This window comes from Bradyrhizobium sp. AUGA SZCCT0283 (assembly GCF_018130385.1).
Lineage (GTDB): Bacteria > Pseudomonadota > Alphaproteobacteria > Rhizobiales > Xanthobacteraceae > Bradyrhizobium.
Map to the genome: position 1 here is coordinate 62,936 of NZ_JAFCLU010000007.1, position 17,115 is coordinate 80,050.

Consider the following 17,115-nt stretch of genomic DNA (forward strand, 5'->3'; position numbering starts at 1 on the left):
GGCGCCGGGAAGTGTCTTCTACTTTTACTTTGTGGCGCCCTCGGCGGATTTGGCCTTCGGCTTGGCCGGCGGCGCCTTGGCGGCTGCTTTCGGCGGCGCGGTGTCGCTGCGCACCGTCCCCCAGGGGTCCGTACTCTTCTGTTGTTCCGGTATGTTGCCGAGCGACCGCTTGTAGGCCCGCTCGGCCTCCTTCTCGGCCGCGATTTCCGAAGGTGACTTGGTCTTGTCGGTCTCACCGTATTTGGGAATGCTGGTCTGGGCCCAGGCGGGCCCGGCCAGCGAGGCGATCACAAATGTAGCGCCCAAGATTCCGCCCAGGATTTTCATGCCACCACTCCCCATTTCGAACCAAGGCGCTGTTTTTGACGCGTTTTCTTCACGCGAGAAGCGGCATCCGCTTCGCTCGAAAGCGCTATAGCACAGCTCGCGCACGGGCTTAAGCGCCGGATCGGGCCGAAATCAGTCCCGCCCGTTGCCCATGCCTGACCAGTTTTGTAAACGATGGCCATGAATTTGCCGCCAGCCCCCTCCTCCGTCGACGCATTACTGTTCGACCTCGGCCGTGTCGTGCTCGACATCAGTTTCGATTCCGTGATGGCGATCTGGGCAGAGCACGCGGGCTGCGAGCCCGCCGAGCTCGCCAGGCGTTTTGTCGTCAACGACAGTTTCAAGCATCACGAGACCGGCCGGATCGACGACGCGGCGTTCTTTTCGGGCCTGCGCCAGTCGCTCGGCATCGGCCTCACCGACGCGCAGTTCCTGGAAGGCTGGAACGCGATCTTCACCGGCGAGATGCCGGGTATTGCGCCGCTCTTGGCCGGCGCCGCACAACGCCTGCCGCTCTATGCTTTTTCCAACACCAATCCGGCCCATGTCGCGCATTTCTCGCAGGCCTATGCCGGCGTGCTCAGCCATTTCCGCGAGATATTTTTGTCCTCCAGCATCGGTTTGCGCAAACCCGACGCGGAAGCCTATGATCATGTGGTAAAAGCGATCGGGGTGCCGGCGTCGCGGATCCTGTTCTTCGACGACTCGGCCGCCAATATCGAGGGTGCGCGGGCGCGCGGCCTTTGTGCCATCCACGTGACATCGATGGATGACGTGGCAAGGGCACTGACCGCACTTGAGATCTAGATGACGAGACCGTCATTGCGAGCGCAGCGACTTGTCCGCCGTAGCTCAACGAGCGAAGGCGGAAGCAATCCATGGCCACGAAGAAAGCGTGGATTGCTTCGTCGCTTTGCTCCCTTGCGCAAACGCTACGCGTTTGTCGCAGGCAATGACGTCGAAGCCGGAGTTTGCCCGTGGCCTTGATGCCTGTCGCCGATGCGCTTGCTGCGATCCTTGCCGGCGCCGAACCGTTGCCCGAGGAAGCCGCGGCACTCGATGCCGCACATCATCGCATCCTCGCGCGCGACGTCGCCGCGCGGCGGACGCAGCCGCCGCAGGCGATGTCGGCGATGGACGGCTACGCGGTGCGCGCGGCAGATGCCGCCGATCTCTCGGCACGGCTAAGGGTGATCGGCGAGGTCGCCGCCGGCCGCCCGTTCGAGCGCAAGGTCGGCAAAGGCGAAGCCGTGCGGATCTTCACCGGCGGCGTAATCCCTGAGGGCGCCGATGCCGTCATTATCCAGGAGGACACGGCGATCGACGGCGATTGCCTCACCATCACGGAAGCCGCCGTTCCGGGGCGGCATATCCGCGCCGCCGGCGTCGATTTCCGCGAGGGCGACGTGCTGCTCACGCGCGGGCGCCGCCTCACCGACCGCGATTTGTCGCTCGCCGCCGGCATGAACTATCCGGAGCTTGCGGTGCACCGCCGCCCGAAAGTCGCCGTCCTCGGCACCGGCGACGAGCTGGTGATGCCCGGCGCCACCCCCGGCCCCGGCCAGATCGTCTATTCCAACGGCTACGGGCTGCGGGCGCTGGCGCGGGCGGAAGGGGCCGAGGTCGTCGATCTCGGTATCGCCGCCGACACGGTCGCCGCCACCGCGCAAGGCATCCGCCGGGCGCGCGAGCTTGAAGCAGATATCCTGATCACCATGGGCGGCGCCTCGGTCGGCGACCATGACCTCGTCAAGCGGTCGCTGGAGGCCGAGGGCACGGCCATGGCGTTCTGGCGTATAGCGATGCGGCCGGGCAAGCCGATGATGCACGGCAGGCTGGGCGCGATGCGGGTGATCGGCCTGCCCGGCAATCCCGTCTCCTCCTATGTCTGCGGCTTCCTGTTTCTGGTGCCGTTGATTCGTGCGCTATCGGGCCGCGACACCATCCATCATCCGCGCGAAAGCGCCCTGTTGGGGCGCGATCTCGCCGCCAACGACCAGCGCGAAGACTATCTTCGGGCACGCCTCGAAGCGCGCGAGGACGGCACGCTGATCGCGGTGCCGGTGAACCACCAGGACTCGTCGCTGCTCGGGAATCTCGCTGCGGCACGGGCACTTGTGATACGTCCGCCGTTCGCGCCATCAGCGGCGAAGGGTTCGCGTTGCGAGCTGCTCCGGCTGCCGGAATGACGCCCAAAACGGCGTCCTGAGCGTGGCTGGAAGCCTGCGTTGGGCCGAAGCCGCAATGCGTTCACCTGAAATTAAGTGGTTGCAGAACACATATCGAACATATAGTGTCTGTTCATGATTTGTTTCGACCGCTAGTGTCTATGGTTGGGAGTTTTGGGGGACTCCCGCGATGGACCCTGACGATTCGGGACCGAAAGACGACGCCAACCGGGGGATTGCTCGCGATGCTTACGCGCAAACAGTATGAACTTCTGCGTTTCATCAATGAACGGCTGAAAGAAGCCGGCGTACCGCCCTCCTTCGACGAGATGAAGGACGCGCTCGATCTGCGCTCGAAATCCGGAATCCACCGCCTCATTACGGCGCTGGAGGAGCGCGGCTTTATCCGCCGCCTGCCCAACCGCGCCCGCGCCATCGAAGTCATCAAGCTGCCGGAGCTCGCGGCCGCCGGCAACGGCCGCCGCGGCTTCACACCGAGCGTCATCGAAGGCACGCTCGGAAAGCGCTCCATGAGCACGCCCGCCACCGAGGACGACGGCAATCGCCCGGTCGCCGTCCCCGTGATGGGCCGGATCGCCGCCGGTACGCCGATCGAGGCGCTGCAGACCCGCAGCCACACCATCAGCGTGCCGCCTGACATGCTCGGCTCCGGCGAACATTACGCGCTCGAAGTGCGCGGCGATTCCATGGTCGACGCCGGCATTCTCGACGGCGACATGGCGCTGATCCAGCGCAACGAGACCGCCGACACCGGCGATATCGTGGTGGCGCTGATCGACGAGGAGGAAGCAACCCTGAAGCGCTTCCGCCGCCGCGGCGCCTCGATTGCGCTGGAGCCGGCCAACGCCGCCTATGAAGTCCGCATCCTGCCGCCGAACCGGGTCCGGATTCAGGGCAAACTGATCGGGCTGTACCGCAAGTATTGACCGGCCGAGTGCGGACGTGACCGCCACGACAATCCCGCCAATCCCGCCCCGGCCTTCGGCCGGGGTTTTTTGTGGCGCGGCCGGAACCAAACTGCGTTATCGCGTTTGTGATTTAAGCGCAGTGCGTTAGTCGCAGAAATGCCCAGAAACAAGAAAAGACTCTGCGCCAAGTCCACTCTGATAGAGGCCTGTGCCTCCTTCCAGACACGGGTCAGCTATCTCAAACGAGGGAGCCATCCGATGTGTGACTATAGCCTGCATGCTGTGGCGACGCGGCCAGCCCAGGTCGGCGAGACGCTGATCACCACGACATTCCGCGGTACATCGACCCGCGGCTTTGCGTCGGAACGCGAGCCAGCAGTGGCGGTCTGCATGCTTCCCGGCACTGAACTGGCGTTCGCCGAGGACGTCAGATACGACAACCGATGGATCTGGACGCGCACCACCGACTGGCGGGTCGGCAAGTTCAACCAGATCGAACCCGAAGTGACCGACCGCCACCACGACGCGATCGAATTTCCTGACGGAAGCCACGTGCTGGTGACGCAGCTTTGCGAAGGCCAGCGCGCGACCGTGCTGCAATTGCCGGTGACCGATGGCGAACGTGCGGCGAAGGTGACGGAAGCTCGACCGGCCGAATCCATCGTGACCGGATAAACGCAATGGGTATGCGATCCGCCGGTTCAAGCCGGCGGATCACGGTGATATCGTTTTTCGAGAAACTCGGCACCGAGGGGCAGTCGGTGGTCAACAAGGTTACATGGCAAAAAGCCGGACGCGTCACGGAGCCGGGACGGTACATGTTCCGGTACGGCTGGCTCACCATCACGGCCGAAGATCTCGCGATCTGGCAGCAATTCCCCGAGGCGTCGTTCACGCTGGTCAGCCTGCCGTCGGAGCCCGATGCGCCTGAGGAGTTTCATCTGGGCGCATTCGAAATACCAGCCAGTCCCTCGCTCGACGAGCACTAGTTTTTTGTTAATGACGCGTTTTCTTTACGCGAACCGGCTCCACTTCGCTCGAAAACGCTATGTTCGTCTATTCCTCCGCCTGAAGGTCGGCCTCGGCCGGCGTGGCGTCGACGGCGCGCGGCGGCACCACACGCGGCGCCAGGACGGCGGCGTCCGCCTCGCTCTCGTCGGCGATCGCCGGTGACCACGGGCGGTCGATCCCTCTGGGTTTAGCCGCCTCGACGACAAATCCCTCACCGCCTCGCCGCAACGCCATCGCGCCCTGCCGCCGCAGCCGGTCGGCATCGATGACGGACGCCGCGCATGAAGCGGGCGCCTGCCGCAGCGTCACGATGAGCGCGGCGCGCTCGCAATCGTCCGAAAGCGCCTCGGGCCTGAACGCCTGCGCGACCAAAGCGCCGCCAGCCGATTGCATCACGCAGCCAAAATCGTCGCACGAGACGCCTGCGGTGAGCGACGCGTCAGCCGCGGTGCGCGCGTCCGCATCCGCCGCCAGCCACTCCTTCAGCAGGAAGGTATCCCTGGAGCCCTTGACCGCATGCATCAGATGCAGCCGGCCGTCCGCGCCGCGGACGCCGACATGGCGGCCGTCGGCGGAGATCAGGATATCCGGTTGCGGCACCCTCGCCGCCCACAGCGCCGCCACCAGCACCAGCACGGCGCCCGACCAGCGCAGCGGCGTGCGCAACAGGCCGAGCAGGATAATGCCTGCGCTTGCCGCAATCAGCGGGCCGATGCCGAACGCCGGCACCCGCCCAACCGCGCCGGGCAGCGCCGCGACCCATTGCGTCACCGCGATCATCCAGTCGATGCCGACGCCCATGATTGCCCAGAACAGGCGATCGAACCCGAACGGCATCGCGACGAGGCCGAGCAGCCCGGCTGGCATCACAACTGCGGAGACCACCGGCATCGCCGCGAGATTGGCCAGTACGCCGTATGGCGTGACCCGGTGGAAGTGAAAGGCCGCATACGGCATGGTCGCGAGTCCCGCCACCAATGAGGCCAGCAGCAGCATCGTGATCTCGCGGCCGCCCCACAGCGCCGCGCGCGCGGTTGCGGTGTGATCGGCGGTCGCGAACAGGCGCGGCATACCCATCTGCACCAGCGCCACCAGGCCGAGCGTGGCGGCAAACGACATCTGAAAACTCGGATGCACCACCGCTTCCGGCGCCACCGTCAGCACGATCAGGGCCGCGACCGCAAGCGTGCGAAACGTGATCGCCCGGCGATCGACCATGACCGCAATCAGCACCACGGCCGTCATGAAGAACGAGCGCTGCGTCGCCACTTCCGCCCCCGACAGCAGCAGATAGAACGCGGCAGCGACGAGGGCTGCCGCCGCCGACCATTTCTTGATGGCGTAGCCGACGGTGAGCGCGGGGAACAGCGCCAGCAGCGCCCGCACCGCAAAGAACACGACGCCGGCGACGACGGCCATGTGATAGCCGGAGATCGACAGCACATGGCCGAGGCCGGAGATGAACATGGCGTCGTTCACCGGCGGCGAGATCGCGTCGCGCCGCCCGGTCAGCAGCGCGGTGGCAATCGCGCGCTTGTCGCCTTCCAGCGTGGTCCTGATCCGCGCGTCGATTGTATCGCGCAAGCCCTGCATCACGGCCGAATAGCGCAGGCGCAGCCCGCCGCCGGTGGCGGGCGCCTCCGCGGTCTTGATCGCGCCCATCACGAAGCCGGAGGCGCCGATGCCGGCGAAGAACATGTCGCGGCTGAAATCGTAGCTGCCCGGCCGCACCGGGATGAGCGGCGGCAACAGCCGCGCCTTCAGTTCGACAAAACTGCCGACCGCGGGCGCGGTGCCCTTCTTCACCGACAGCCGGACGCGCTCCAGCTTGGTCGATCCGCGCGCGCTTTCCATGGTGACGACGCGCAGGACAAAACGGTCGGTGCGCTCGCGAATGTCGCGGGTTTCGACAAAGCCGGTCAACGAAACCGAAAACATCGGCCGCGCCAGCACGCCATGCGCGATCCGCGCCGTCTTCCAGGTCGCGATCGCAAAGCCCGCCGCGACCGCCGCAATCATGACGGCGACAGGAAAGAATTTTTGCCGCCGCAGCAGCACCGCGACCGCGCATAGCGCGATGGCCACGACGGCGGCCACCGGCAAAACCGGCTCATGATCGGCAGCAAAGTAAAAGGCGATGCCGGTGCCGAACGCGATCGGCACCCAGGGCAACAACCGCCCGGCGCCAGCTTCCGCGCGCGCCCACGCGCGCAGCGTTTCGATCAATGGCGGCCAGAAAGCGGGACGCGATGGTACGAAGCCCCCGGCTGGCGCCGCCGCGCGCGGCGGCCAGGTCCCGGCATAGCCCCGCTTCCGGCCCGAAATGTCGCCCTGCTCCGCCACGCTGGTTACACCTTACGATCTCGTGGAGAGCATAAGACTACCGGACGCTGCATCCCGGCCGCTAGCGGAACGGATGCAGAAACCGGAGGAAATGCACATCGACCGGCGCTACACTTGTCGGGCACTCCCGGATCGCATGAAGGTCAAACGCCACGTGAAGCTTGCAGCCTGCATTTCGATTGCGTTGACAATATCAGGTCTGCCGTCAGCGCTGGCTGCGGCCGAACAATGCCGTTTCATCGAGGCGAGGTCCGAGCGCGAGGCCTGCTACCAGCGCCAGGAAACTGCGCGTGCCGCCCGGCAGAAGGCCCTGGAAACGCAACAGGCCGCACAGCCAAAGCCCTACGAGCCGATGGGGCCGGAGGATGCCCAGCTCGCAAAATCCATGCGCGGCATTTGCCGGGGCTGCTAGGCGGCCGGCGCCAGCCTCCGCGCGAACCCACCATCCAGTTCCGGCAGCCCACCGCCCGGAAAGCGCTCTTGCAAGTGCGCCGCAGCAGGATGCACACTGGGTTCGCTTGACTAGGTGTCAACGGCTCTCGGCCCGACTGGAATTCACGGTTGCGCCCAGAAAGAGCGGAGGATGACGCCATGCGAGAAATCGAAATCCACGACTATGCGCGGCAATTGCTGGAAGCACATGGCGCCAAGGCCATTGCCGAAGCTGCCCAGAACGCCATCGAACTCGAGGCAAAAGGCGAGGTCGAACTGGCCAGAACCTGGCGGCATATCGAAGACGCCATGAAGCTCATGCGCGGGCCGCACCAAAGCTGAAGCTGCCGACGCGGCAACGCAGAACGTGGACCAGGCCCCGTCGCAAGCCGCTCCGCCGCGGCCGAATGGCGGCGCGACCTCCAAGATGCGGCTCTCCATGACAGGAGTGAAGCCATGTTTCCGAAGTGTGCGACAGCCGAAGACCTCGTGAAGACGATCAAGGACGAGAAGGTGCAGATGATCGATCTGCGCTTCACCGACTTGCCTGGGGTGTGGCAGCATTTTTCCGTGCCGCCGAGTGCCGCGAATGTCGACGCTCTCAGCGAAGGCATTGGATTCGACGGCTCATCGATCCGCGGCTTCCAGGAGATCCAGGAAAGCGACATGCTGGTCGTGCCGGACCCAACCACGGCCTTCCTCGACCCGTATTCCCCAGCATCAACCCTGGTCCTGATCTGCAACATCAGGGACCCCGTGACCGGTCAACCCTATAGCCGTGACGCCCGCTACATCGCCCAGAAGGCCGAAACTTACCTGAAGGGCAGCGGCCTCGCCGATACGAGCTATTTCGGCCCTGAGGCGGAGTTCTTCGTGTTCAACGACGTGCGCTACGGGCAGGGCATCAATTTCGCCTTCCACGAAATCGATTCCAGCGAAGGCAGTTGGAACACCGGCAAGGAGGAAACGCCAAATCTGGGCCACAAGCCGCGTCCCAAGGAGGGATATTTTCCGGTTCCCCCGACCGACAGCATGCAGGCTCTCCGCACCGAGATGGTGCTGACGATGGAACAGCTGGGCATCCAGATCGAAGCCCACCACCATGAAGTCGCGACTGGCGGCCAGAACGAAATCGACATGCGTTTCACCACCCTCACCCGCATGGCGGACAATCTGATGATGTACAAATACGTGGTGAAGAACACCGCCCGCGAGCGCGGCATGACCGCAACGTTCATGCCGAAGCCGCTGTTCGAGGACAACGCCTCGGGGATGCACGTTCACCAGTCTCTTTGGAAGGGTGAGAACAATCTTTTCTACGACAAGGGCGACTATGCCGAGTTGAGCCAGCTCGGCCGCCACTACATCGGCGGTCTCTTGACCCACGCCTGGGCGCTGTGCGGGCTTTGCGCTCCCACCACCAACTCCTATCGGCGCCTGGTGCCGGGCTATGAGGCTCCGATCAACCTGGTCTATTCGCAGCGCAACCGCTCAGCCTGCTGCCGTATTCCGATGTATTCGCCGAACCCGCGGGCAAAGCGCGTCGAGTTTCGCTCGCCGGATCCCTCCTGCAATCCCTATCTGGCCTTTGCCGCGATGCTGATGGCCGGCCTTGACGGCATCAACAACCGGATCGATCCGGGCAGCCCGATCGACAAGAACCTTTATGACCTGCCGCCCGCCGAGGCGAAGGACGTGAAGTCGACCCCCGGATCGCTGGATCAGGCGCTTGACGCGCTCGAGCGCGATCACGCCTTCCTGCTCCGCGGCGATGTGTTCACCAGCGACGTGATCGAGACCTGGCTCGACTACAAGCGCAAGAAAGAGATCGATCCGATCCGGCTGCGCCCTCATCCTTACGAGTTTCATTTGTATTACGACATCTAACTAAGGCGTGAACTCATAAATCCGCAAGCGTACGCGGACTTCGGCTTTAGTGCGCAGACCACTGGAACCTTATTCCCGGCCGGAGAACTAAAGGAACGGCTGAAAAAATCTCGGTAGTCGGTAGTGGGTCAGTTTGAATATAGCAGCCATCCATACTGGAAAACGGGTGAGTGGAGGCGCATACTTCCAAAATGGCGACAATTGTCAGATGTAACAATTGCGGCGCCGAGTACCATCGTACTGACGAGAAATTCCTGGTGCCGCACACTGGTCACGCATCCTGCGCGATCTGCGGTGACACGCTCGAGTATTGGGTGGAAAACACCCATGTCGCCATATTCGAGTTGGTCACACGTCCAGACGGAAGTCCTGACACTCCCCAAACGCCGCGCTAGGGACCCAACCAACTCGCCAAGGGGTCAGGTCATGGAGATCGAACGCACTACATTCGGCGCCATCACGATTGACGGAAAGACCTATGAACACGACGTGATCATCCGTCTCTCCGGCGAAGTGGCAAGGCGGAAGAAAAAGCTGTCGAAGAAGTACTACGGCACCTCGCATGTCCTCTCGAAAGACGAAGCGAAGTTTATCTATGAGGACGGATGCGAGCAGCTAATTCTTGGCTCGGGCCAGATGGGCAATGTGCACCTATCGCCGGAAGCTCAAACGTATTTTGCGAAAAAGGGTTGCACGGTCCTGTTGCAGCCGACCCCCAAGGCGATTCATACGTTCAACAACTCGCATGCGAAGAAGATCGGCCTTTTTCACGTTACCTGCTGAACCGGGCCAGGCCGCGACTGCGCTGCGGCGCATGAGCAAAGGCCCGAGAGCGCATTGATAACATCGATTGGTCGCGCGGTCTGGGCGGTAGCGGAAACCACAATCGTCCAGGTCCGCAAGAGGTCCTGACCTGAGCCGCATGCCACATACGCGGCCGAAGGCAGAAGCGCAAACGGCTTTGGCGGCCGAGAAAACCTGCGCCAAGTAATGAAGTGAAGTGAAGGCGCGAGCACAGGGTGGGTCTATTGGTTCGACAAAACTACTGACCCGCCCCGCCAATTAGCGGGGTCCTGGACGAGACGTGATGGCTGACGATTTTCCATTCGCCGTCCTCGCGAACGATCACCCGCCCCCGCCAAGTGCGGGCACCAAGTGTTAGCTTCGATCCAGCTGATCGGCAAAGACCTCAAAGCGCGTGTCGCCATTGACTGCGCGGATACCCCAAGGTTGCTTGGTATCAACTACGGCAAATTCTTGCCCATTCTCGTCGAGGCCAGTGCAGATGATGTGACAACCAATCACTCCTGACTCGGGATAAGTGCTGTCGTTGCATAACGCGGCAGAGCTGACCACCGCACACTTTCTCCATAAACACCCAGTCTCTGCCAAACCGATCGGTGAGCCTGCATTCGACGATTCCCGGCTGGGACTCGTCGTCCACCCATCGTACGATCAAAACGCGGATTGCAATGGTCATATTATCCACGTCCTGAAGTAATCGCGGCTCGATTACTGCTCGATCAGCGGCGTCTTCGACGACACGTGGTGGCTGACGATCTTCCATTCGCCGGCTTCGCGAATGATCACCCAAGTGATCTTGACCTGCAGCGGCTCGGCATTCGCATCGACGATAAAGGTCGCGGTGCCCGCCACGTTGATCACGTCAGGCGCGGCGTGGGCGGTCCTGACATCGGTGAACTGAACTGTCGGTGAAGACCAGCGCGGCAGCGCGTCGAAATAAGCCTGCACGCCGTCATTGCCGCGGTAGAACGTCGGGTTCGAACCGAAGAAGAACGCGTTTCGTGAGTAAAGCGATGCGAGCGCGCTGGCGTCCAGCTTGTTGAACGCCGCCGCCCATTTCCCCATGATGCCGGAGACGATGTCGTCGGTCCCGCTACGCTCGGAGGATCCCATCGCTGGATCTCACCCCTTCCCGCTGACTTCCTTCGCAAAGGTGTCGCGCAGGCCGATCGTGCGGTTGAACACCGGCTTGCCCGGCGCCGAATCCCTGTCGCGCACGAAATAGCCCTGCCGCTCGAACTGCATCACCTCGCTCGAATTGCTTGCGGCGACGGATGGCTCGATCCGCGCGTCGGGCAGGATTTCCAGCGACTCCGGATTGAGGTCGGCGGCGAAATTCGCAGCACTCGGGCTGGGGTTCGCGAACAGCTGATTATAGACGCGGATTTCCGCCGGCACCGACTGCGCGGCCGACAGCCAGTGCATGGTGGCCTTGACCTTGCGGCCGTCGGGCGCGTTGCCGCCCCTGGTCGCGGGATCGTAGGTGCACCGCAGCTCGACGACTTCGCCTGCATCATTCTTGATGACGCCGGTGCACTTGACGAAATAGGCGTAGCGCAGCCGCACTTCGTTGCCCGGTGACAGGCGGAAGAACTTTTTCGGCGGGTTCTCCATAAAATCGTCGCGCTCGATATAGAGCTCGCGGCCGAACGAAATTTTTCGCGTGCCGGCCGAAGGGTCGTCGGGGTGGTTGACGGCCTCGAGCTCCTCGACCTGGCCTTCCGGATAATTCTCGATCACGACCTTCAAGGGCCGCAACACCGCCATCCGCCGCTGCGCTGATTTGTTGAGGTGTTCGCGAATGCAGAACTCCAGCATGCCGACATCGACCACGCTGTTGGCTTTCGCCACGCCGATGCGCTTGACGAATTCGCGCACCGCGGCCGGCGGCACGCCGCGCCGCCTCAAGCCGGCAATGGTCGGCATGCGCGGATCGTCCCACCCCGACACGTGGCCATCACGCACGAGCTGAGTCAGCACGCGCTTCGACAGCAGCGTGTAGGTCAGGTTCAGCCGGGCGAATTCGTACTGGCGCGGTTTTGACGGCACCGGCAGTTTTTCAAGCAGCCATTCATAGAGCGGCCGGTGGTCCTCGAATTCCAGCGTGCAGATCGAATGCGTGATGCCTTCGATGGCGTCCGATTGGCCGTGGGCATAGTCGTAGCTCGGATAGATCGACCATTTGGTGCCGGTGCGCGGATGCTCGGCATGCAGGATGCGATAGAGCACGGGGTCACGCAGGTTGATGTTGCCGGCGGCCATGTCGATTTTCGCGCGCAGCACGCGGGTGCCGTTCGGAAACTCGCCGGCCTTCATGCGGCGAAACAGATCGAGGTTCTCCTCCATTGTGCGGTCGCGGAACGGCGAGTTCTTGCCGGGTTCCGTCAGCGTGCCGCGGTTAACGCGGATTTCCTCCTGCGACTGGTCGTCGACATAGGCATCGCCGGACTCGATCAGACCTTCCGCCCAGTCGTACAGGCGGTCGAAATAGTCAGAGGCGTAATAGAGATCGGTTCCCCAGTCATAGCCGAGCCAGTGCACGTCGGCCTGGATGGAATCGATATATTCCTGCTCTTCCTTGGTCGGGTTGGTGTCGTCGAAGCGCAGATGGCACTTGCCGGCGAATTCCTGCGCGATGCCGAAATTCAGGGCAATCGACTTGGCATGGCCGATGTGCAGATAGCCGTTCGGCTCCGGCGGGAATCGGGTCACGATCCGGCTATGCTTTTTCGAGGAGAGATCGGCCTGCACGATGTCGCGGATGAAATCGCGTCCCGCCTCTGCCGCTACCGGTTCTGTGGTCATCCTGAGTTCCTGTTAGGGATTGGCGAACCTTCTGCCAAATTCGCCCTTGTGAGCCAAGCCTACTTTGCCCTGGGCTAAGGCTTTAGTTATGCACCGTTCCTGCTATACACCACGGCCGTTCAAGCATAGGCCCCGCCCCGGTAATGACTGATTCCGTCGTCACACGCTTTGCCCCCTCGCCCACCGGCTTCCTCCATATCGGGGGCGCCCGTACCGCGCTGTTCAACTGGCTCTATGCCAAAAAGCGCGGCGGCAAGATGCTGCTGCGGATCGAGGACACCGATCGGGAGCGCTCGACCGAGCCTGCCATCGCAGCGATCCTGGATGGCCTGAAATGGCTCGAACTCGATTGGGACGGCGACGTCATCTACCAGTTCAGCCGCGCCGCCCGCCATCGCGAGGTCGCCGAGCAACTGCTGGCCAACGGCAAGGCCTACCGGTGCTACGCCACCGCGGAGGAACTGACCGCGATGCGCGAGAAGGCGCGCGCCGAGGGCCGCACCCGCCTTTATGACGGGCTGTGGCGGGACCGCGACCCCTCCGAGGCGCCGGCCGGCATGAAGCCGACCATCCGCCTGAAAGCGCCGCAGACCGGCGAGACCGTGATCGAGGACCAGGTTCAGGGCCGCGTGGTCTGGCAGAACGAGAATCTCGACGATCTCGTGCTGCTGCGCGGCGACGGCAACCCGACCTACATGCTGGCTGTCGTGGTCGACGACCACGACATGGGCGTCACCCACGTCATCCGCGGCGACGACCATTTGATCAACGCCGCACGGCAGAAGCAGATCTACGACGCGCTCGGATGGGACATCCCGAACATGTCCCACATCCCGCTGATCCACGGGCCGGACGGCTCAAAACTGTCGAAGCGCCACGGCGCGCTCGGCGTCGACGCCTACCGCGCCATGGGCTATCTGCCGGCGGCGCTGCGCAATTACCTGGTCCGGCTCGGCTGGAGCCATGGCGACCAGGAAATCTTCTCGACGCAGGAAATGATCGACGCATTCGATCTGCCCGCGATCGGGCGCTCCGCGGCGCGGTTCGATTTCGCCAAGCTGGAGAACCTCAACGGCCACTACATCCGCCAGGCCGACGACCGTGAACTGGTGTCCCAGTTCGAGAGCGTGCTGGCTTACGTCCCCGAAGGCGCTGAGCTCAAGGCAAAGCTCAACGACACGACGCGCGGCCAACTGCTTCGCGCTATGCCGAGCCTGAAGGAGCGCGCCAAGACCCTGATCGAGCTGATATCGGGCGCCTACTTCATCTTTGCCGACCGTCCGCTTGCGATCGAGCCGAAGGCCGCCGCCCTGCTGACGCCGGAGACCCGCATCCTGATCGGCCAACTCCGGACCGCGCTCGAGACCGTCACCGACTGGCGTGCCGAGACCACGGAAGCCGCCATGCGGAATTTCGCAGAGCAGAACAACCTCAAGCTCGGCGCCGTCGCCCAGCCGCTCCGGGTGTCGCTGACCGGACGCACGACTTCACCGGGAATTTTCGATGTTCTGGCGGTCCTGGGGCGGGAGGAATGCCTGGCCCGTCTGGGCGATCAGGCGGCCAATTAAGCCCCTACCATATGGGGGGCCGCGGCCATCTTGCAGTGCACAGGGCAATAAGCTACGCCTTTGACGCCGCTTCAAGACAATCCGGCTTCCCTTGCTGCTGCCGCGAAATGGCACCAGGGTCGGCGCGGTTTTTCGTAACGATTTCATCGGGGATTCACGATGGACGCAAAATCCAGCAACAAGACTGCAACGCTCACGGTAGGTAACAAGACCTACGATTTCCCGATCCTCAGCGGCACGGTGGGGCCGGATGTCATCGACATCGCCAAACTCTACGCCCAGGCCGGGATGTTCACCTACGACCCCGGTTTCACCTCCACCGGCAGCTGCCAGTCGAAGATCACCTATATCGACGGCGACGCCGGCGTGCTGGAATACCGCGGCTACCCGATCGAGCAGCTCGCCGAGAAGGGCGACTTCCTCGAGACCTGCTACCTCCTGCTCTACGGGGAGCTTCCGACGCCTGCCCAGAAGCAGGATTTCGACAGCCGCGTGATCCATCACACCATGGTTCACGAGCAGATGGCCCGCTTCTTCCAGGGTTTCCGCCGCGACGCCCATCCGATGGCGATCATGGTCGCCGCCGTCGGCGCGCTGGCCGCGTTCTATCACGATAGCACCGACATCAACGATCCGAAGCAGCGCATGATCGCTTCGATGCGCATGATCGCGAAGGTCCCGACGCTGGCCGCGATGGCCTACAAATACACCGTCGGCCAGCCCTTCATGTATCCGAAGAACGCGCTCTCGTTCGCCGAGAACTTCCTGCACATGTGCTTCGCGGTGCCCTGCGAGGATTACAAGATCAACCCGGTGCTGGCTGACGCGCTCGACAAGATCTTCATCCTGCACGCCGACCACGAGCAGAACGCCTCGACTTCGACGGTGCGTATCGCCGGCTCCTCCGGCGCCAACCCGTTCGCCTGCATCGCCGCCGGCATCGCCTGCCTGTGGGGCCCGGCCCATGGTGGCGCCAACGAAGCCGCACTCGCCATGCTCGCGGAGATCGGTTCGGTCGACAAGATTCCGGAATTCATCGCGAAGGTGAAGGACAAGAACAGCGAAGTCCGCCTGATGGGCTTCGGTCATCGCGTCTACAAGAACTACGATCCGCGCGCCAAGATCATGCAGAAGATGTGTCACGCCGTGCTGGCCGAGACCGGCCATGGCAACGATCCGATGCTGAACGTCGCGATGGAACTGGAAAAGATCGCGCTGAGCGACCAGTACTTCATCGACCGCAAGCTCTATCCGAACGTCGATTTCTATTCGGGCATCACGCTGAAGGCGATGGGCTTCCCGACCTCGATGTTCACCGTGCTGTTCGCGGTCGCCCGCACCGTCGGCTGGATCAGCCAGTGGAGCGAGATGATCGAGGACCCGCAGCAGAAGATCGGCCGTCCGCGCCAGCTCTACACCGGCGTCGCGCGCCGCGACTACGTGGCGATGGACAAGCGGAAGTAAGCGACGTCGCTTACAGGAATCCTGAAAGCCGGATGCGATCGTCGCGTCCGGCTTCTCTCATTTTAAAACGGACGCGCCACGGTGTCAGACCTCATCCTGAGGAGCCGTGCAGCGGCGTCTCGAAGGATGAATGGCAACAGTGGGGCCTCATGGTTCGAGACGGCGCTGCGCGCCTCCTCACCATGAGGGTCTGGCGACTACCCCCGCCGCGCCTGCCACATCGTCGCCAGCACGATATCGGCGGCACGGGCGCTGGGCGGCTGGTTGCCGGTCGAAAGTATCCCGTCGATCTTTCTGAAAGCCTCCAGTTGCCTTCGGCGCAGGTCACTGTCGCCGAGCACCTCACGCAGCGCGGCGGCGAGCTTTTCCGGGGTGCAATCTTCCTGCAGGAATTCGGGAATGACATTTTCGCCGATCACGAGATTGGCCAATATCACCGAGTTCACCTTGATGGCGCGGCGCAGGATCCAGGCTTCCACCGTACCGGTCCGGTAGGCCGTCACCATCGGCACGCCGGCCAATGCCAGTTCCAGCGTCACCGTGCCGGATTTGGCCAGCGCCGCGTGCGCGATCCGGAACTTGGCCCGCTTCTCCTGCTCGCCGATCACGACCTGCGGCTGCACCGGCCAGGTCTTCACCGCCTCCACGACCGCTTCCTGCAGATGCGGCATGGTCGGCAGCACCAGTTCGAACGCTGTGCCCTGCTCCTGCAGCCGGGCGACCGCCTGGCCGAAGACCGCCATGTGGTGGCGGATTTCGCTGCGCCGGCTTCCCGGCAGCACCAGGAGCACCGGCGGCGATTGCGCCCGCCGCGCCGCTTCATCGGCGCTCGGGCGCAGCGAAGCCAGTTGCTCGGTCAGGGGATGGCCGACATAGGTGCAGGGCGGCCCGTGCAGCTTGCGATAGGCCTCGGGCTCGAACGGCAGCAGCGCCAGCACATGATCGACATATTTCAGCATCGCGCGCGCCCGGCCGGGCCGCCACGCCCAGACCGAAGGCGACACATAGTTGACGATCGGAATCCTGGGGGCCTTGGCGCGAACGCGCTTCGCCACGCGGTGGGTGAAGTCCGGGCTGTCGATGATGACGAGAATATCCGGTGCGGCTTCCGTCACCGCGATAGCGGTTTCCTTGATCAGCCCGAGGATCTTCGGCAGTTCCTTGACGACGGCGGCGAGCCCGATGATCGAGAGCTCTTCGATCGGAAACAGCGACTCCAGGCCTTCGCGCGCCATCGCGCGGCCGCCGATGCCTTCGAACCGCACCCCGTCGCCAAGGCGCTGGCGCAGCACTTTCATCAAATTGGCGCCGAGGCGATCGCCGGACTCTTCCGTCGCGATCAGAAATATCCTCCGCTCCATCCCGGCGGTGGCGCGA

16 protein-coding genes are annotated in these 17,115 nt (G+C 63.5%); 11 read left to right on the top strand and 5 right to left on the bottom strand.

The annotated features are described in order from the left end of the window. Positions 1-24 precede the first annotated feature (24 nt). A complete protein-coding gene (locus JQ624_RS11970) occupies positions 25-327 on the bottom strand; it encodes a hypothetical protein (RefSeq protein WP_212419088.1) in 303 nt (100 codons plus the stop codon). Positions 328-507: 180 nt separating this feature from the next. On the opposite strand from JQ624_RS11970, the gene JQ624_RS11975 reads away from it, so the two are divergent. The 5 genes from JQ624_RS11975 (at position 508) to JQ624_RS11995 (ending at position 4,413) form a co-directional block, all read left to right on the top strand. After that, positions 508-1,134 (top strand): HAD-IA family hydrolase, encoded by a 627-nt coding sequence (locus JQ624_RS11975; protein ID WP_212419089.1) that lies wholly within the window; start codon positions 508-510, stop codon positions 1,132-1,134. Between the two features lie 170 nt (positions 1,135-1,304). Next, complete coding sequence (gene glp / locus JQ624_RS11980) at positions 1,305-2,516, top strand: gephyrin-like molybdotransferase Glp (RefSeq protein ID WP_212419090.1); 1,212 nt, start codon at positions 1,305-1,307, stop codon at positions 2,514-2,516. A 224-nt stretch (positions 2,517-2,740) separates the two neighbouring features. After that, positions 2,741-3,442, top strand: coding sequence for a transcriptional repressor LexA (lexA, locus tag JQ624_RS11985; RefSeq protein WP_212419091.1), 702 nt, complete (start codon positions 2,741-2,743; stop codon positions 3,440-3,442). Between the two features lie 240 nt (positions 3,443-3,682). Further along, complete coding sequence (locus JQ624_RS11990) at positions 3,683-4,099, top strand: hypothetical protein (protein WP_212419092.1); 417 nt, start codon at positions 3,683-3,685, stop codon at positions 4,097-4,099. Between the two features lie 5 nt (positions 4,100-4,104). Further along, positions 4,105-4,413, top strand: a complete 309-nt coding sequence (locus JQ624_RS11995; RefSeq protein WP_409334321.1) for a hypothetical protein — start codon at positions 4,105-4,107, stop codon at positions 4,411-4,413. Positions 4,414-4,480: 67 nt separating this feature from the next. Here the strand turns inward: JQ624_RS11995 and JQ624_RS12000 are convergent, their stop codons facing one another. Continuing rightward, positions 4,481-6,778 (bottom strand): ComEC/Rec2 family competence protein, encoded by a 2,298-nt coding sequence (locus tag JQ624_RS12000; protein ID WP_212419093.1) that lies wholly within the window; start codon positions 6,776-6,778, stop codon positions 4,481-4,483. 136 nt (positions 6,779-6,914) lie between these two features. Between JQ624_RS12000 and JQ624_RS12005 the strand changes: the two genes are divergently transcribed. From JQ624_RS12005 to JQ624_RS12020, 4 genes are all read left to right on the top strand, one after another. After that, positions 6,915-7,190, top strand: a complete 276-nt coding sequence (locus JQ624_RS12005; RefSeq protein ID WP_249129754.1) for a hypothetical protein — start codon at positions 6,915-6,917, stop codon at positions 7,188-7,190. A gap of 179 nt (positions 7,191-7,369) precedes the next feature. After that, positions 7,370-7,552: a hypothetical protein gene (locus tag JQ624_RS12010; RefSeq protein ID WP_212419094.1), complete on the top strand. Its 183-nt coding sequence runs from the start codon at positions 7,370-7,372 to the stop codon at positions 7,550-7,552. Between the two features lie 114 nt (positions 7,553-7,666). Then, on the top strand, positions 7,667-9,097 hold the full coding sequence (gene glnA, locus JQ624_RS12015; protein WP_212419095.1) for a type I glutamate--ammonia ligase: 1,431 nt from the start codon (positions 7,667-7,669) through the stop codon (positions 9,095-9,097). 426 nt (positions 9,098-9,523) lie between these two features. Then, complete coding sequence (locus JQ624_RS12020; protein WP_212419096.1) at positions 9,524-9,880, top strand: Mth938-like domain-containing protein; 357 nt, start codon at positions 9,524-9,526, stop codon at positions 9,878-9,880. 729 nt (positions 9,881-10,609) lie between these two features. Here the strand turns inward: JQ624_RS12020 and JQ624_RS12025 are convergent. Together JQ624_RS12025 and JQ624_RS12030 are read right to left on the bottom strand one after the other, a co-directional pair. Next, positions 10,610-11,014 carry a nuclear transport factor 2 family protein gene (locus JQ624_RS12025; RefSeq protein ID WP_212419097.1) on the bottom strand — a complete coding sequence of 135 codons (405 nt, stop codon included), beginning with the start codon at positions 11,012-11,014 and terminating at the stop codon, positions 10,610-10,612. A gap of 9 nt (positions 11,015-11,023) precedes the next feature. After that, positions 11,024-12,706, bottom strand: coding sequence for a glutamine--tRNA ligase/YqeY domain fusion protein (locus JQ624_RS12030; protein WP_212419098.1), 1,683 nt, complete (start codon positions 12,704-12,706; stop codon positions 11,024-11,026). A 143-nt stretch (positions 12,707-12,849) separates the two neighbouring features. On the opposite strand from JQ624_RS12030, the gene gltX reads away from it, so the two are divergent. Together gltX and gltA are read left to right on the top strand one after the other, a co-directional pair. Beyond that, complete coding sequence (gene gltX, locus JQ624_RS12035; RefSeq protein ID WP_212419099.1) at positions 12,850-14,274, top strand: glutamate--tRNA ligase; 1,425 nt, start codon at positions 12,850-12,852, stop codon at positions 14,272-14,274. Positions 14,275-14,433: 159 nt separating this feature from the next. Beyond that, complete coding sequence (gene gltA / locus JQ624_RS12040) at positions 14,434-15,738, top strand: citrate synthase (protein WP_212419100.1); 1,305 nt, start codon at positions 14,434-14,436, stop codon at positions 15,736-15,738. 197 nt (positions 15,739-15,935) lie between these two features. On the opposite strand, the gene lpxB is transcribed toward gltA, so the two are convergent. Next, positions 15,936-17,099, bottom strand: a complete 1,164-nt coding sequence (gene lpxB, locus JQ624_RS12045; RefSeq protein WP_212419287.1) for a lipid-A-disaccharide synthase — start codon at positions 17,097-17,099, stop codon at positions 15,936-15,938. Between the last annotated feature and the right edge of the window lie 16 nt (positions 17,100-17,115).

Coding starts and splice junctions, on each gene's coding strand:
- JQ624_RS12030 (WP_212419098.1), bottom strand. CDS start 12,706: ATGACCACAGAACCGGTAGCGGCAGAGGCGGGACGCGATTTCATCCGC.
- JQ624_RS12010 (WP_212419094.1), top strand. CDS start 7,370: ATGCGAGAAATCGAAATCCACGACTATGCGCGGCAATTGCTGGAAGCA.
- JQ624_RS11970 (WP_212419088.1), bottom strand. CDS start 327: ATGAAAATCCTGGGCGGAATCTTGGGCGCTACATTTGTGATCGCCTCG.
- JQ624_RS12005 (WP_249129754.1), top strand. CDS start 6,915: ATGAAGGTCAAACGCCACGTGAAGCTTGCAGCCTGCATTTCGATTGCG.
- JQ624_RS12020 (WP_212419096.1), top strand. CDS start 9,524: ATGGAGATCGAACGCACTACATTCGGCGCCATCACGATTGACGGAAAG.
- gltX (WP_212419099.1), top strand. CDS start 12,850: ATGACTGATTCCGTCGTCACACGCTTTGCCCCCTCGCCCACCGGCTTC.
- gltA (WP_212419100.1), top strand. CDS start 14,434: ATGGACGCAAAATCCAGCAACAAGACTGCAACGCTCACGGTAGGTAAC.
- JQ624_RS11990 (WP_212419092.1), top strand. CDS start 3,683: ATGTGTGACTATAGCCTGCATGCTGTGGCGACGCGGCCAGCCCAGGTC.
- lexA (WP_212419091.1), top strand. CDS start 2,741: ATGCTTACGCGCAAACAGTATGAACTTCTGCGTTTCATCAATGAACGG.
- glnA (WP_212419095.1), top strand. CDS start 7,667: ATGTTTCCGAAGTGTGCGACAGCCGAAGACCTCGTGAAGACGATCAAG.
- JQ624_RS11995 (WP_409334321.1), top strand. CDS start 4,105: ATGGGTATGCGATCCGCCGGTTCAAGCCGGCGGATCACGGTGATATCG.
- lpxB (WP_212419287.1), bottom strand. CDS start 17,099: ATGGAGCGGAGGATATTTCTGATCGCGACGGAAGAGTCCGGCGATCGC.
- JQ624_RS12025 (WP_212419097.1), bottom strand. CDS start 11,014: ATGGGATCCTCCGAGCGTAGCGGGACCGACGACATCGTCTCCGGCATC.
- JQ624_RS11975 (WP_212419089.1), top strand. CDS start 508: ATGAATTTGCCGCCAGCCCCCTCCTCCGTCGACGCATTACTGTTCGAC.